15 protein-coding genes are annotated in these 15,682 nt (G+C 40.3%); 2 read left to right on the forward strand and 13 right to left on the reverse strand.

Annotated features, from left to right (window positions below; genetic code table 11):
* The first annotated feature begins 300 nt into the window (after window positions 1-300).
* A complete protein-coding gene (locus tag BUC45_RS10190; protein WP_296972097.1) occupies window positions 301-810 on the forward strand; it encodes a transcription repressor NadR in 510 nt (169 codons plus the stop codon).
* 204 nt (window positions 811-1,014) lie between these two features.
* Window positions 1,015-1,503, forward strand: a complete 489-nt coding sequence (locus BUC45_RS10195) for an ECF transporter S component (protein WP_296972100.1) — start codon at window positions 1,015-1,017, stop codon at window positions 1,501-1,503.
* A 1-nt stretch (window position 1,504) separates the two neighbouring features.
* Here the strand turns inward: BUC45_RS10195 and BUC45_RS10200 are convergent, their stop codons facing one another.
* From BUC45_RS10200 to BUC45_RS10260, 13 genes are all read right to left on the reverse strand, one after another.
* Complete coding sequence (locus BUC45_RS10200) at window positions 1,505-1,921, reverse strand: C-GCAxxG-C-C family (seleno)protein (RefSeq protein ID WP_296972102.1); 417 nt, start codon at window positions 1,919-1,921, stop codon at window positions 1,505-1,507.
* A 325-nt stretch (window positions 1,922-2,246) separates the two neighbouring features.
* A complete protein-coding gene (locus BUC45_RS10205) occupies window positions 2,247-3,200 on the reverse strand; it encodes a phosphoglycerate dehydrogenase (protein WP_296972104.1) in 954 nt (317 codons plus the stop codon).
* Window positions 3,197-4,189, reverse strand: coding sequence for a 2-dehydro-3-deoxygalactonokinase (locus tag BUC45_RS10210; RefSeq protein WP_296972106.1), 993 nt, complete (start codon window positions 4,187-4,189; stop codon window positions 3,197-3,199). The genes BUC45_RS10205 and BUC45_RS10210 overlap by 4 nt, the downstream gene beginning before the upstream one ends.
* Window position 4,190: 1 nt before the next feature.
* Complete coding sequence (locus BUC45_RS10215) at window positions 4,191-4,844, reverse strand: bifunctional 4-hydroxy-2-oxoglutarate aldolase/2-dehydro-3-deoxy-phosphogluconate aldolase (RefSeq protein WP_296972107.1); 654 nt, start codon at window positions 4,842-4,844, stop codon at window positions 4,191-4,193.
* A 40-nt stretch (window positions 4,845-4,884) separates the two neighbouring features.
* Window positions 4,885-6,183 carry a lactate racemase domain-containing protein gene (locus BUC45_RS10220; RefSeq protein WP_296972108.1) on the reverse strand — a complete coding sequence of 433 codons (1,299 nt, stop codon included), beginning with the start codon at window positions 6,181-6,183 and terminating at the stop codon, window positions 4,885-4,887.
* 19 nt (window positions 6,184-6,202) lie between these two features.
* Complete coding sequence (locus tag BUC45_RS10225) at window positions 6,203-7,702, reverse strand: UxaA family hydrolase (RefSeq protein ID WP_296972109.1); 1,500 nt, start codon at window positions 7,700-7,702, stop codon at window positions 6,203-6,205.
* Window positions 7,703-7,743: 41 nt separating this feature from the next.
* Window positions 7,744-8,892 carry a galactonate dehydratase gene (gene dgoD / locus BUC45_RS10230; RefSeq protein WP_296972111.1) on the reverse strand — a complete coding sequence of 383 codons (1,149 nt, stop codon included), beginning with the start codon at window positions 8,890-8,892 and terminating at the stop codon, window positions 7,744-7,746.
* Window positions 8,893-8,988: 96 nt separating this feature from the next.
* On the reverse strand, window positions 8,989-10,278 hold the full coding sequence (locus BUC45_RS10235; protein ID WP_296972113.1) for a TRAP transporter large permease: 1,290 nt from the start codon (window positions 10,276-10,278) through the stop codon (window positions 8,989-8,991).
* Complete coding sequence (locus BUC45_RS10240) at window positions 10,275-10,781, reverse strand: TRAP transporter small permease (protein ID WP_296972116.1); 507 nt, start codon at window positions 10,779-10,781, stop codon at window positions 10,275-10,277. The genes BUC45_RS10235 and BUC45_RS10240 overlap by 4 nt, the downstream gene beginning before the upstream one ends.
* Before the next feature lie 78 nt (window positions 10,782-10,859).
* Window positions 10,860-11,912, reverse strand: coding sequence for a DctP family TRAP transporter solute-binding subunit (locus BUC45_RS10245; RefSeq protein WP_296972119.1), 1,053 nt, complete (start codon window positions 11,910-11,912; stop codon window positions 10,860-10,862).
* Window positions 11,913-12,021: 109 nt separating this feature from the next.
* On the reverse strand, window positions 12,022-12,783 hold the full coding sequence (locus BUC45_RS10250; protein ID WP_366750152.1) for an SDR family NAD(P)-dependent oxidoreductase: 762 nt from the start codon (window positions 12,781-12,783) through the stop codon (window positions 12,022-12,024).
* A 97-nt stretch (window positions 12,784-12,880) separates the two neighbouring features.
* Window positions 12,881-14,293: an FGGY family carbohydrate kinase gene (locus BUC45_RS10255; protein WP_296972123.1), complete on the reverse strand. Its 1,413-nt coding sequence runs from the start codon at window positions 14,291-14,293 to the stop codon at window positions 12,881-12,883.
* A 23-nt stretch (window positions 14,294-14,316) separates the two neighbouring features.
* Window positions 14,317-15,333, reverse strand: a complete 1,017-nt coding sequence (locus BUC45_RS10260) for an alcohol dehydrogenase catalytic domain-containing protein (RefSeq protein WP_296972126.1) — start codon at window positions 15,331-15,333, stop codon at window positions 14,317-14,319.
* Window positions 15,334-15,682: the final 349 nt, after the last annotated feature.

A 15,682-nucleotide genomic window follows, 5' to 3' on the forward strand; every position in this document is an offset into this window, starting at 1 on the left:
CTAGCTCTTTTTCAAAACTACTACTGATTTTTTGTATGATTTCCTGTATAATTAGTTCCATAAGGGTATCTCCTTTTCTGTGATTTTTTGTGGTTCTTGCAGATTATATCATATCACAGAGGAGATACTCTTATCTTTTATTTTTTCCTTTTTTCCCAAAGTAATTTTACACTAAGTAGACATACATAATTTAATTGTAAAGGAAATATCAGGACTGTGGCTAAAGAAGTTCGTCTTCATTCTTTAAGTGTTGTAATAGGTTTGATATAATGGGTCTTGGGATATAGGGAGGTTAGTAAAGTGAATACTGAGATACGAAGAGAAAGAATCATTAAGTTATTAAATACGCGCCATGAACCTATATCGGGTAATGAACTTGCTAAAATTTTTGGTGTTACACGTCAGGTAATAGTCCAGGATATTGCTATTCTAAGGGCTTCCGGGAAAGATATTATTTCAACTTCCCAAGGGTACTTAATGAAAAGCCCCCTACCTGTTTGCACTAAGCAAATCGCAGTATGTCACAAAGAAGAAAATACCCGTGAAGAGCTATTAACTTTTATTGAATGTGGCTGCAAGGTTATAGATGTCATAGTAGAACATCCTTTGTACGGTGAACTTCACGGTTTGTTAATGCTTTCAAACTCTAAAGACGTAGATAATTTTATCCAAGCTATCAAAAAACATAAGGCAAAACTGCTCTCACAGCTAACAAACGGTGTCCATCTTCACACTGTTGAAGCTATAAATTTCGACTGTATAAACAAAGCTGAAAGATTACTGAAAGAAAAAGGTATGCTATTAGAATAATGTTTTTTTGTAACCAGTTGACTAGTCAGGTGTATATACAGTATAATTCTTATTAAATAAAAAGGTAGTTTAAAGCTTTAGATCTTTGCAGCAACCGAGTCTTAGAACCATAGAAAAAATAATCTGAGCGAGCTTGTATTAACTGACGACTACTATGAATCGTCACTTTAACATTAAAATAGAAAATATGAAAGGACTAATGTCATGAAAGCAAAAGAAATCGTCACAAGTGCATTACTTACTGCTTTATCACTGCTTATTCCCATTGCTTTCGGAGGCTATCTTAAAATCTACATACCTCCTTTTTCGGCAACTTTGGCATCCCATGTACCATCCATGATAGCAATGCTAGTTAGCCCTACGTCAGCGGTCATGGTGGGTCTGGGTTCCACTCTGGGTTTTTTACTTATCATGGGACCTGTTATAGCTGCACGTGCCTTTGTTCACGTGTTTTTCGCCTTGGCCGGAGCCTTGTTAATAAAAAAAGGCCTTTCTTTTCAGAAAGCCTTAATTTATGTCGCTCCAATTCATGCCTTGGGCGAGGCCCTGATTGTACTTCCCCTTGGTTTTGAACTGTATACAGCTTTTGTCGTAGTAGGCATCGGAACTCTACTGCACCATCTTATTGACAGTGCTGTATCTATTGGCCTAGTAAAAGTACTATCTTCGGGGTTGTATTTATCAAGCGGGTAAATTATTTATTCTTTGAACTGTTTAATTCACGTTTCACTATATCATCAAGGATAATCCCCGCTTCTTTTATAACATTAAGACACCTAACTTCTTTGTTGTGGTGGTGTTCTTTTAAGTAAGAGCAATTTATATCTCCCATTTTATTGCAATATCTACGCAAAAACTCTTCTACCAATTCCTTTAAATCAGGGCTAATATGTGCCCTGTCATTTACGAAAAGCCGACTAATTACCATTATTCCCCCGCTAAGGGCACCACATACAGTACCGATGTACATTCCAGCTCCAAAACCTGCTGCCATCTTAAGGGCGTTTTTATCCAATCCCAGTTTGTATTCATCATTTGCCGCATAGAGCATCGTCTCGGCACAGTTTAAATCATGCTCTTTATAATATTCCTCAATTTTTTCAATCAGCATCCCATTTCTCCCCTTTGTATCAGCCTTTCTATCAATATATTGTTTTTCTTAATCTTAGTTACACTCAAAAAACATTTCACATCTTTTTAGTAAGAAATCACGATTTCACGTGATTTCCCTAAACTATAGTAACAGCAAAAAGTTCTGAAAGAAGATTTACTAGTGAAACAATAATATCCGCCTCAAGCCGTAATTGGCAAGAAAGTTTACAATGCCTATTACAGTTATCATGAGGCGGATATTGTTAGTTCCGGTGTTTTTCGCTTGAGAGACACTTTAAGATTTACAAGGTTTTTTAAAAAAACGGTATAAAAAAACCTATCAGCTAAACTATTTGAAATTTCAATGTTCCACCTTGGAACACGGCAGCCACATTTTCTGCACAGATGAGGCTTACAGCATTAATTGCCTCCTTGGAGTACATTCCAATATGGGGAGTGATTATTACATTATCTAATTTTAACAGGGGATTATCATCATCGATAGGTTCTTTTTCTGCCACATCTAGGGCTGCAGCCGCAATATGTCCTGAAGCCAGGGCATCATATAAATCTTTCTCGTTGACAATTCCGCCTCGGGCGGTGTTGATGACATAGGAACCTTTCTTCATCATGGCCAGCTCTTTGGCAGATATCATGTTTTTGGTCTCATCTGTTAAGGGGAGGTGCAGGGAGAGAAAATCGCAGCTCTTAATTACCGTCTCAAAGTCTGCCAGTGTAACATATTCCTTAAACTCTTCCGGCACTTCTTTTATGAAAGGATCGTAGGCAAGCACCTTCATGCCGAAACCTTTCGCCCTTCTGGCCACATTTTTGGCAATAGCTCCAAAGCCAAGCAGACCGAGAGTTTTATAACATACATCCTCGCCAACTACCGGCTTCCATTCCCCTCTTCTGACATTGTTGTTGGCCAAAACTATGTTTCGGGAAGCTGCTAACATAAGTCCAAAAGTCAGATCTGCTACAGCATTGGAATTGGTTCCCGGGACATTGCACACGACAATTCCCAATTCTTTCGCTTTTTCCAGAGGAATATTGTCGACACCTGCTCCGTGTTTGCAGATAATCTTAAGCTTCGTGCATTTCTCCATGACCTCTTCTGGAAAAACGTGTGCTCCGATTATTAAGGCGTCATATTCCGGAACAATATTTTCAAATTTTTCCTGATTGAAATCCTTTCCCATCAATGTCAATTCCAAGCCCGCATCTTTTAATATGCGAACCGGTTCGTCACTAATCTGGCCAAAAGATCTGGATGTAATTAATACTTTTTTACTCATAAGCTTTCCCTTCTTAAACTTATAATTTTTTTGAGTCCTTCAACAGCATAACTCTTCTTATCGGAAATCGGCAACCATATAATTTCCTTAATGTATTCGCTTCCCTCAAAAATGATGGAGAATAAGCGATACATGAATTCATCTCCTACAACAGCAGCCGTTTGGCACTCTTTCCAAAAATGCTTGCAGTAATATTCCAGTGACTGTCTTATTCCGCCGTTTACAACTCCTTCGGCATAAGAAAATCTCTCTTTTTCCGTGCCTTCATTGAAAATTCGCATTGCATGGCAGATATAGATGGCACGGTTAAAACCAAATCTTATAAGGTTCTCCACACCTTTTCTCACCATAGCTTCATCCAGTTCATTTAAATCCGCTTTTAATATAGGTGATAAGATGGTTGCGGTTTTTAGCGCATAGAATAATTCTCCCGTAAAGTTTGAAATAATATCTGTTATTTTATCATCCTGAATGTAGGTAATATGTGTATGTGAACCTGGGAAAAATAGCGCTATATTACTTTTGTTTAAACTTTTTAATTCATCAAGGGTGCCAAAAATTTCAATTTCCTCACCGCGCATGTTGTTGACATAAGAGAAATCTTTATTGACGGTCTTTAGCCCCGGAATCAGTAATATTTCCTCATTAAAACATGTGTCTTCAAAAAAGGGCACAACACTATTTGCAAACTCCTGGGCCGTTAAAGGAAGTTCCAAATGGGGAACTTCCTTTAACCCATACGGTGATGTTACCATTCCCGATGCATATATGGATGCAATATCCTCTTTAGAAAATTGCATTTCCTTTATAGCTTCATCGTAAAGCTCTTTCATGCCTTGAATCAGAACACGATTATTACCTGCAATTGCTGAATCTTTGGAACCTACATTTTTCTTGTTAACATGCAATACTTCCAAATTATGGTCTAATACGTACAAACGAGTGTTAGAAGTCCCTGAATCATAATAAAAAATATATTTTCCTTTCATCTTACCAGTCCTTCAACACTTCTTTATATTCTTTTGCAGCCGACACAATTTCATCAAATTTGCCGGCATCCACTAATTTGGCGCTGACAAGATTCCCTCCAACGCCAATTCCTGCCGCTCCCGCCTTCATGAAATCAACGCAGTTTTTGGAATTCACTCCACCTACCGCCAATATAGGAATATGTTTTAAGGGAGCCTTGATGGACTTGAGATAGCTGACACCCAAGTCTCCAGCAGGAAACAATTTGATAATATCTGCCCCGCATTTATAAGCAAAAGCAATTTCGGTTGAAGTCAAAGCTCCCGGTATAGAAACCTTGCCTAATTTCTTGGTCTCTTCAATCACATCTGCATCTACATTCGGGGATATGATATATTCTGCACCTGCCTCTACTGCCTGATGGACCTGCTCGGAAGTCATTACCGTGCCGGCCCCAACGTATATAGTGTCACCAAAATGTTTCTTGATTTTGCCAACGGATGTCAAAGTGTCCTTAATCTTAGCTTCACTTGTGTGGTCAAAAGTGACTTCTACGCATGAAATCCCCCCTTGATGGAGGGTTTCAACCAAATTCACAATCTTTTCGCTTGAAATACCTCTAATGATAGCAATAATTTTTTCTTCCAGGATCTTATCAAGTATTCTTTGAGACATGGTTCTCACTTCCTTCCTTTTTTTGAACTTGAATCTTTACCTACCACAGATTCCCTTCCTCATTGAAATCCCAGTCTTTTGGCTCCTCCAATATTTCAATGTTTTCATTGGAACGAGCTTCTTCTAGCATAGCTTCAGATATATAAATTTTTTCCACGTTCCTGGTGTCTCTTATGCGCACTATCCTTGGGTTTTCCCTATCTATATAGTTGCATGTAGCTAGCGCAACCTGTATGCTGGTTTTATCGGAATGGGTAAACATGGGTACTTTGGCAGTGTTCAGCACTGTGGATGTCACAATATTGGGATAGGTTGCATCCACATCTATCTTGTCTACCAATCTTTTTGTGGTAACATCTGCCAATCCTATTCCGTTGCAGTTGCCGTGAGTTTCATCGGTCAGGTCAAGCACCACAATGCGCTGTACCTTTATATCTCCTTCAATATAAGGCACTGCAAACCGCCCTGTAATATTTGGATCCATGCCATCTCCGCTGATGTCCTTGCCGATGCGATCTACGACCAGCACATCTATATTGTCAAAATAAATACGCCCCATGCGTTTTTTTGATTCAATCAGTAACTTGGGTTCTTCTTCAAAAACTTCTTCCTTCAACATGCCTTTGATTAGACATGTTTGGTCAAAGGCATTTTCAATTATGGCAACGGCACCCAAGATTTTGGTTTTGTCAAAGATAACTTTTGCAATAATAGGAAGCATTTTGCCTAATTCATAGAACCCATCCTGGTGCACCGTATCTGCACCTTTTTGTTTTCCCATCCCGATTACTGCCATTTTGAGAATACCGCTTTCATAAGGACCGCGAAATGCCGTATGGGCTTTTACCCTTCCGCAAAGGATTATTCCATCTGCTTCATAGGCGTGTTTATCTACATATACCGGCATTCCGGTCTCTGTTGTACCTATTTCAACAACCTCCATGCTGGACTTTATGGGACAACCGAGAAAATCCTCAGTTATGCCGTATGACGCCAGAATCTCAAGCTGGCCCTTAGCTGTAGCACCACCGTGGCTTCCCATTGCTGGGAATACAAAAGGCTCTCCTCCACAATCTTTCACATAGTCCACAATTGCCTTTGTAATTATAGCGATATTGGCTATTCCCCTGCTGCCGGCAGTAATTGCGACACTCATTCCAGGCTTTATGCGGCCACGCATGCCTGCCCGTTCCAATTCCTCTTTAACAGTTTTCGGAATATCTGCTATGGGTATATGACTTTGATCCATAATCTGCCTTACTTTTGCCATTTTGGGAAGTTTAACTTTAGATACTAGTTGGGTTACAACATTACCCTCTTTTACTGAATCCAATGCCATATTTGTTCACCTCTGTTTTTTATAAAATAACTCCTTGTTTAAATATCATAATTTCCCTGTATCCGTTCACTTCGTTCTTGGTTTTTCTTCTTCCAGAAGCAACATCAATAATTAAATCCCACAGCTCATCAGCCGCCTCTTCGAAGGACTTGTTTTCCAGGATAATTCCAGCATCAAAATCAATCCATTGCTTCTTTCTATTGTAAAGATTGGTATTTGTGGATATTTTAATTGTAGGAATGGCCGTCCCTAGCGGATTACCTCTTCCGGTGGTAAACAAGAGAATTTGTGCACCGGAAGAAAGAAGATTAGTAATTGAAATGCTGTCATTTCCGGGGCCTATCATGAGATTTAGGCCGGCTTTCTTGCAATGCTCTCCGTAATACAGCGTGTCGGTTACCGTAGCCTGGCCTCCCTTTTGAATACAGCCCAGGGATTTTTCTTCTAAGGTGGTAATCCCTCCTCTTTTATTGCCGGGAGAAGGGTTCTCGTAAATTGGCTGGTTGTGGTCTATATAATACTGCTTAAAAGAGTTAATCATTTCTACAACTTTTCTAAAAGTTTCTTGGCTGTCTGCACGATTCATTAAGAAAGTCTCAGCTCCGAACATCTCCGGAACTTCAGTTAAGATAGCGCTTCCTCCAAGGGCTGTGACGGTCTCGGCGATATGCCCGCAAAGAGGATTGGCAGTAATGCCGGAAAAGGCATCCGATCCTCCGCATTTAAAGGCAATTTTTAGAGAGCTGACCGGCAAAAGCTCTCTTTTATCATCTTTTATATTTTCAACAATCTCACCGATTAATCGCAAACCTTCTTCTATCTCGTCCTCTACATCTTGAGTAACCAAAAATTTAATCCTTTTTGGATCATAGTCTCCTAAAACCGGTATAAAATGTTCAAAATCATTATTTTCACATCCAAGGCTTAGTAACAACACCCCACCTGCATTGGGATGATGAACGATGCTTGCCAAAATTTTTTGTGTAATCTCAAAATCCTCACCAAGCTGAGAACATCCTGCATTATGGGGATATGCAAATATTCCATCACATGAATCAGGATATAACTCTTGTGCCAACTTCGCTAACGTATTGGCAGTTGTATTTACGCATGATACCGTGGGAATAATCCATATTTCGTTTCGCGTGCCGACACTCCCGTCAGCTCTTTTGTAGCCTTCAAAAAAACGGCCTCGGTTTCTAACATCCACTTTCTTTGCCGGAACGGGATTATAAGTATACTCAAGCTTTCCCTCTAAATTTGTCCTGACATTGTGAGTGTGAACCCACATGCCTTTTTTTATGGAAGTGACGGCATGGCCTATTGGGGCACCGTACTTTATGACCATATCGCCCTTTTTGATATCATCCAGGGCAATTTTGTGACCGAAAGAAATGTCTTCCAACACTTCCATCCGCTGCGAAAATCCATTAATAATTACATCGCAGCCCTTTTTTACATCCTCTAAAGCGACAGCCACATTATCCTTTGGATGAATTTGAATAAAATTGCTTTTCAAAATAAGCCTACCCCCACATCTCTTCTATTCTACTATTTATCTTACCATTCTGCGATGGAGCCATCTGCATGCCTCCACACAGGATTCTTCCAACTATGAGGATTCTGGTTTTCTTCAACAACCAATTCTTTATTTACTTCAACGCCTAGTCCCGGTTTTTTCGGCATTGCTACATATCCATCCACAAATTTGAAATCCTCTGGGTTCTTAATATAGTCGAGGGGATCGTGATGTTCATTGTAATGTATGCCTATACTTTGCTCTTGAATAATCGCGTTATAGCAGGTGGCATCTACCTGCAGGCATGCCGAAAGGGCTATGGGGCCAAGGGGACAATGAGGCGCCAACGCAACATCATAAGCCTCAGCCATGGCGGCAATTTTTTTCACTTCAGTTATGCCTCCTGCGTGGCTCAAATCAGGCTGTATTATGTCCACACCTCCAACCTGCAGAAGGCGCTTGAAATCGTATTTTGAAAAAAGCCTTTCACCGGTAGCTATGGGTATATTGCATGCACGAGCAATTTCTTTAAATTCTTCCATGTGTTCGCAAAGTACTGGCTCTTCAATGAACATGGGATCAAATTCCTCCAGTTTTTTTGCAAGAATTTTTGCCATGGGTTTATGTACCCGACCATGAAAATCGATTGCTATACCAAAATATTTGCCCACAGCTTCCCGAATTGAAGCTACTCTTTCCAATACTGCATCAATTTTTTCATAACTATCGATCATTTGCAGTTCTTCCGTTGCGTTCATCTTTATTGCCGAAAAACCTTCATCCTGCTTCTCTTTTGCCGCTCGCGCTACGTCGCTTGGCCTGTCTCCTCCGATCCAGGAGTAAACTTTTATTCTTTCCCTACAGGGGCCGCCCATCAATTCGTAAACGGGAGCATTGTAAAACTTTCCCTTAATGTCCCAAAGAGCTTGGTCAATTCCTGCTATAGCGCTCATGATGATTGGACCGCCGCGATAAAAGCCTGCCCGATAAAGCATATTCCATATATCTTCAATATTCTTCGGATCGGCGCCGATAAGATATGGCTTCATTTCTTCCACGCAAGCTTTGACGGTAGATGCCTTGCCTTCAACTACAGGCTCTCCCCATCCAACTAAGCCCTCATCAGTTATAATCTCAACAAAACACCATCTTGGCCGCACAAGATATGTGTTAATTTCCGTAATTTTCATTCCTATTCTCCTCTATATTTTCATTATTAGGTGGTTTGTCGCAAGAAACTTTTTTTAAAATAGCCATCGTAATTGCTTACAATGGCTATTTTTTCCTCATAGATTAATGCCCAGTAATCTAGGCAATGTCTCCGTTATAGCAGGAATATATGTTATTAACATTAGGCAGAGTAACATCGTAGCTATAAACATAGGAATATCTTTTAATACGACCTCAAGTTTGGTGTTTCCAACTCGAGATGCAACAAAAAGGTTGATGCCCAACGGTGGTGTCAAAAATCCGATAGCAAGATTGACAACCATAATTAGACCAAAGTGTATTGGACTTAATCCAACAGACCTTGCAACGGGGAGTAATATAGGTGCAAGCACCATCATAGCTGGCGTTGTGTCCATGACCATTCCGACTATAAGCAGCAAGATGTTTATTAAGAGCAGAATGATTACTCGACTGTCAGACAAAGCAACCAATACATTGGTAACCTTCATTGGAATCTGTTCAATTGTTAGCAGTTTGGTAAAGGCTGTCGCACAGCCAATGATGGCCATAGTGGTACCAGTAGTAGAACAGGCATTGGCAATCGTCTTATAAAGTTTCTTTGCATCCAGCTCTTTATAGAAAAATACTCCACATATAAAAGCGTACACTGCTGCAACCGCTGCAGCTTCTGTAGGTGTAAATAAACCACCATAGATACCACCAAGGATGATTAGCGGATTAATCAGTGCCCACTTTGCATCCCAAACAGCTTGAAGTTTTTCTTTCATGGTAAAAACTTCATCAGTTCCACGCCAGCCTTTTTTCTTGCAATAAATATAACATAATGCTATTAATGCAAGCCCAATGAGGATACCTGGCATAAATCCCCCCATAAACAGTCCCGTTATAGAAGTGCCGGTGCCGACACCGTATATAACCATTGGAATACTGGGAGGAATTATAACACCTATACTTCCCGCGGCAGCAGCTACGGCAAGGGCAAAGCTTTTGTCGTACCCTCTTTCCACCATAGCAGGCACCATAATGGAACCTATGGCAGCAACCGTTGCAGGGCCAGAACCCGATACCGCTGCAAAGAACATACATACAACAACTGTAACAATGGCTACTCCACCTGTAAGTCTACCCAAAAAAGCATTGACCACATTAATAATTCTCCTGGAAACACCACCGGCCCCCATTAGATCTCCAGCAAGAATGAAAAGAGGAATGGCCATAAGTGGGAAAGAATCACTGCCTGCAATTAAATGTTGCACAATAAAAGTGTCTGTCATTCTAGGGTTGAATAATGCTGCTGCTAGAGTAGAAAGACCAATGGATATTCCTACCGGTACATTTAAAATCAAAAATATTGTTAAGCTGATAAATAATACTGCACCTGTCAATCTGTCCACTCCTCCCCACGTTTGATGCAATCAATCCGGTATTTAATGGTTTGATATTGTCGGTAACATACCAAGCAAAACCCTACCATTGGCGCAGCGAAAACGTACTTGTAAGGAATATGCAATGCCGGTGATACCTTATTGAAAGTAGCCTGCATACCAACGTACTTATACCCTGTGATAGTAATATATACGGCAAAGAGAAAGAAGCATATGTCTCCAACTATTGTCACATATGGTCTTATGCTCGCAGGAAATAATTTCATAGCTGCATCAATCTTTATATGTTTCCTAATCTTAGCTCCATAGCTAATACCAAGATATATTAGCCAAATAAATACATATCTTGCCAGCTCTTCAGACCAGCTTAAAGAGTTAGAAAATACGTATCTCATAATGACCTGGACAAATATTAGTACCGTCATAACTGACATTAAAACAACACAAATGGACATCTCTAAATTTTCATCAAGCCAACTCAAAGCATTTTTCAAAGTAATCACCTCTAAGGTTGCTGTTGTAATTAGCTATCATAAATCCCCTTTTCAGGGGATTTATGATAGCTATAGAATCTCCGCCCATTATCTAGCAGCCTCTAGTTCTTTAACCAGTTTATCGGCCAACTCTGGACGGGCCATTTTTTTCTTAGCCATAGCTACAGGATCGATCTTTTCTACCGCATTCTTGTAAGGCATCTTTTCTTCATCTGTTAGTTTAATTACTTTGCAGCCTGCTGCTTCTATGTCTTCGATGGAGATATCCTCATAATACTGAGATCTCTCATATTGATAGAGGGTAGCCTCTGCCATTGCCTTTTCAAGGGCATCCTTCTGTTCCTGAGTTAAGGAATTGTATTTGTCAAGATTCATTACTACATAGTATGGAGTGTAAACGTGTTCAGTCATTACTAGGTACTTTTGAACTTCCTCAAATCCGTTTCCAACGATAATTCCAATTGGGTTTTCCTGTCCGTCTACAGTTCCCTGTTGCAAAGCAGTGAACAACTCAGAGAATGCCATTGGAGTTGGGTTGGCGCCCATTGCCTTCCAGGCTGCCAGGTGAATATCATTCTCCATAGTTCTGATTTTCAAACCATTTAGATCTTCAATACCCTTAATCTCTTTATTTGTGGTTGTCAAGTTTCTGAAACCGTTTTCCCAGAATGCAAGACCTTTAAGGCCCAGTTCTTCTAAACCATTCAGGATCTGTTTGCCGGCTTCGCCGTTAAAACCAATGTCGTAAACTTCATTTTTGTTGAGGAACATGAAGGGAACATCATAAATGTAAAAATCGTTATAGGTTGCGGCTACTGAAGATGTGGAACCAATTGAAATATCGCATTCGCCAGTCTGGGTCATTTCAAACCTTGTCTCATCATTGCCTAATTGGTTGTCAGGAAAGTCTATTATTTTAATGGTACCATTTGAATACTCAGCTACTTTTTCTGCAAAAAAGGTTACTGCCTCTTTGGCACTGTCAGATGTTACACCTCCGAGTACCAATTCAACTACCTGATCTCCTCCACCTGATTCACCGCCAGAAGGTGTTGACGATTGAGAGCTTGACCCTCCGCATGCAGTCAAGACAATTGCTAATATCAATACAATGGAAATGGCAAAAATCCTTTTTTTCACAATATGTCCTCCTTTAGATTTAATAAATTATTTTTTGGATATAAAGAAACACTATTTTCTTATAAACACCACCCCCTTAATGATAACCTATCTATGTAAGTGCAAAAAGTTATCTTGCCAGGTATCCGCCGTCACAGGGTATTATTGCACCAGATATATAGTCGGATGCATCGGATGCTAGAAAGATGCACAACCCTTTTAAATCCTCAGGAGTTCCCCACCGGTGAGCCGGAATTCTCGCCAGTATTTCCTTGTTGCGATTTTCATCATTAATTAATGCCGTATTCATTTCCGTTGCCATGTACCCCGGAGCAATGGCATTGACATTTATATTCTTGGATGTCCACTCATTGGACAAGGCTTTGGTTAACTGTGCTACAGCGCCTTTGCTGGCTGCATAGGCCGGAACGGTATAGCCACCAAAGAAACTCAACATAGATGCCACATTGATTATTTTGCCTTTGGAGTTCTGCTTCATAAATTGACGTCCGGCCAGTTGGCATAGCTGGAAAGTTGCATTTAGATTTATCTCCAATACCAGATCCCAATCCTCTATAGGGAACTCTTCACAAAAATGTCTTCTTTGAATCCCAGCATTATTGACAAGAATATCCAATCTGCCTCCCAGCAGATCTAAAGCTTTGAAGAATCCATCTTTCAATTCTTGTCTATTTGCCAGGTCAATTTTAAGTCCGTGACATTTATATCCCTTATCTCTATATTCCTTGGCAACATTTTCGGCAGTTGAACTGGAACCTACTATGACAACCTCACAACCGGCTTCCATAAGGCCTTCAGCCATTCCCCGACCTAGCCCTCGGGTACCTCCGGTTACAATCGCTTTCCTCCCTGTTAAATCAAAGAGCTTCAATAAAATCACTCCCTATTATTTATAAATCCATATAAGGCTAACTACCCCATTAAACATTCACTGAACAAACCATTGCCCTGTAGGCATTTTAGTGCTTTTAGCTCATATAATAGTATTTTAGATATCTTTCGAACTTCTCTTGATATAATTTGGTCATATCGGGATTCGGCCTAATAACCTTCGACTGACCAAAATTAAAATCTTTAACATCTTTAATGACGCCCAATATCTCCATGGCCAGTACTGCTCCACCGAGAAGAGAAGCATGTTTACTGTTATCTATCTCCATTTCCGCCTGGAAGATATCTGCACACATCTGTGTCCACTCCTGGGAATTCAGAATTCCTCCCGAGAGCTTAATCTTATTGGGAACTCCGTTTACTTTAGTAAGGATGGTATAACAATGATATAGATTAAACAGCACTCCCTCTTGAACTGCCCTATATAGATCATATTTGGTATGATGCGGACGAATATCCTCGAAACCGCCCAGCCTCTCATCGTTCCAACCCGGGCACCTTTCTCCAAAAATAAAGGGCAGAAATACCGGTGTTGTCTCTTTATCTCTCACGCCTTTTTCTATTTCGTCATAGCTCACATTGGGACCGAACATCCTCATCTTAAACCAATCTATACAATTACAGCATCCGTTAGTTGCTGCTCCGCTTAACCAATACTTGGGCGACATATAGCACCAAGTGCTCGGTTCTTCCGGCATTACTGGCTGCATAGTTGTCAGTCGAATAGCACCGCTAGTACCAACAGAAAACGTCATTACTCCTTCTTCCATAGCACCTGAACCTACCTGGTTTAACCCACCGTCTGAGTTTGTAGGCACCACAGGTATCCCCGGTTTTACCCCTAAAGCAGCAGCTGCTTCCTCATTAAGAGGGAATGTTTGATTATAATCAACGAGCATGGACAGTTGCTCTTCCTTAATGCCAAGTGCCGCAAGAAGTTCCTTGTCAAACTCTTTCGTTTGAATGTTTAATAGACCGGTACCCGAAGCCAGACAGTGAGTTATAACCCGCTGGCCTGTCATCCGGTAATTGTTGTAGGTACCTTGACCTAATATATAATAATCTTTTAAATCATATCCTTGCCGCTGTAAGTGAAGCAATTTAAAAAAGGGATAAATCGCATTTACCATACAACCGGTTTTTTTGTAGAAATTCTTCACATATTCCTTATCTTTCCTGAGTTCTTTGCACACACCTGCAGCGCCAGTATACGACCACAGATATACAGGCGTTTGAGGCACCATATCCTTATTGCATAACACTAGGCTGTGCCAGGTTCCGCTAAGTGCAATGATATCGATGTCTTTTCCCTCTGCCAGGGCACGACCCACAGCAAGCATCTGCTGATATACATTTTCCGCATCATGAATCGTTACATCATCGTATGTATTTTTATATGTTTCTGCCTTTACTTCGTAACTGTTATCAGAGCTGTCATAGAGCATAGCCTTCGCTGCGGTTGTGCTAGCCTCTAAAACCAAAATCTTCACGGCACACACCAACCTTCATTTATTTATTTCTGAGTGCAGTCAACAACTACCTTTACAGCACCAGCATTCATATCTGCAATCAGATCGAATGCCTTGTCTGATTCCCTTAATGGAACAATGTGGGTTACGATCTTTTCTAAGTCCTTTTCCAGGACCTTGCAATAATCAACAGCTTGTCTAAACTCTTCTTTAGTGTAAACCCTTGTTCCAATAATTAACTGTTCTTTAAAATTCAACTGCCTAAGATCTACTTTGTGTGGTTGCTTATGGACTGACACCATGCAGATTCTTCCCTGAACTCTTGTTATTTCCGTCATATCCATAGCTGCAGCTTCAGAGCCGCTGCACTCGAACAGAACATCACAACCCTCGCCATCGGTGGCAGCCTTTACAATATCCTTCAAATTCTCTTTTGAAGAATTTACAGTATTTAGGCCCAATTCTTTTGCCAGCTCCAACCGCTTTTCATTAATATCAGAGATGAAGATCTTTGAGGCTCCAATATTCTTTAATACGATACCTGTGAGTATGCCAATAGGACCTGCTCCAATAATCACAGCACTTTCCAAAGCCTGGAACTTTATTTGGTGGACTGCTCTTATGATGACAGCCAATGGCTCTACAGTCACGGCCGCACGATCGCTGACATCCTCCGGTAGTTTAAACAATACATCTTCATCGACATATATAGATTCACAAATACCTCCATCCACATCTATCCCTATAAGACCTAAAGTGTTACATACATGGGAGTTGCCAGTCCTACATGCCAGACATTTGCCACAACTTAAAAGAGGAAAAGCAGCCACTCGGTCGCCTTTTTTAAACTTTTTACCATCAGTGGCAACAGTCCCTATAAACTCGTGGCCAAATACTAGGGGAGCTTTCGCCCTGGGATGGGTTCCGAGATAAATCCCGATGTCAGATCCGCATATGCCGCAATATTTAACATCTATTTTGACTGCTCCTTCCTTAGGAGTGGGATCCGGCACTTCTTTTACTATTGCTTGCTTGGGTCCTGCATAGATCAATGCTTTCACTAGAAAAAAACCTCCCTTTTTTGAAATTATCGAAATAGTATTAGGTTTTGCCTTCAAACAAAAAAATAACAGTCACTTATAGACCTTGCTTTTTTCGGTTAGCTATCTTTTTATTAAAAGTTTCGAGTTTAATAATTCAGTCTTTTTGAAACAAAATCCTGCATATTTATAGATTATGAATATCGTCACGTTATAATGATATCAAATCATATAAAATAAATCAAATATATTAAATGCTTGATAGTGTCAAGATCGCGTCAAGATACTATGGGTTTTAAAATAAAAAGTATTCCCTCTGGATATATCTTTTCCTTAAGCGTCTCTTATTGACTTAAGGAACTGTGAAGCC

It is taken from the genome of Tepidanaerobacter sp. EBM-38 (assembly GCA_001896545.1).
Taxonomy (GTDB): domain Bacteria; phylum Bacillota; class Thermosediminibacteria; order Thermosediminibacterales; family Tepidanaerobacteraceae; genus Tepidanaerobacter.

What these genes read in the sequence shown, in the direction of transcription:
- BUC45_RS10205 (WP_296972104.1), bottom strand. Translation starts at nt 3,200, where the DNA reads ATGAGTAAAAAAGTATTAATTACATCCAGATCTTTTGGCCAGATTAGT.
- BUC45_RS10210 (WP_296972106.1), bottom strand. Translation starts at nt 4,189, where the DNA reads ATGAAAGGAAAATATATTTTTTATTATGATTCAGGGACTTCTAACACT.
- BUC45_RS10195 (WP_296972100.1), top strand. Translation starts at nt 1,015, where the DNA reads ATGAAAGCAAAAGAAATCGTCACAAGTGCATTACTTACTGCTTTATCA.
- dgoD (WP_296972111.1), bottom strand. Translation starts at nt 8,892, where the DNA reads ATGAAAATTACGGAAATTAACACATATCTTGTGCGGCCAAGATGGTGT.
- BUC45_RS10200 (WP_296972102.1), bottom strand. Translation starts at nt 1,921, where the DNA reads ATGCTGATTGAAAAAATTGAGGAATATTATAAAGAGCATGATTTAAAC.
- BUC45_RS10215 (WP_296972107.1), bottom strand. Translation starts at nt 4,844, where the DNA reads ATGTCTCAAAGAATACTTGATAAGATCCTGGAAGAAAAAATTATTGCT.
- BUC45_RS10220 (WP_296972108.1), bottom strand. Translation starts at nt 6,183, where the DNA reads ATGGCATTGGATTCAGTAAAAGAGGGTAATGTTGTAACCCAACTAGTA.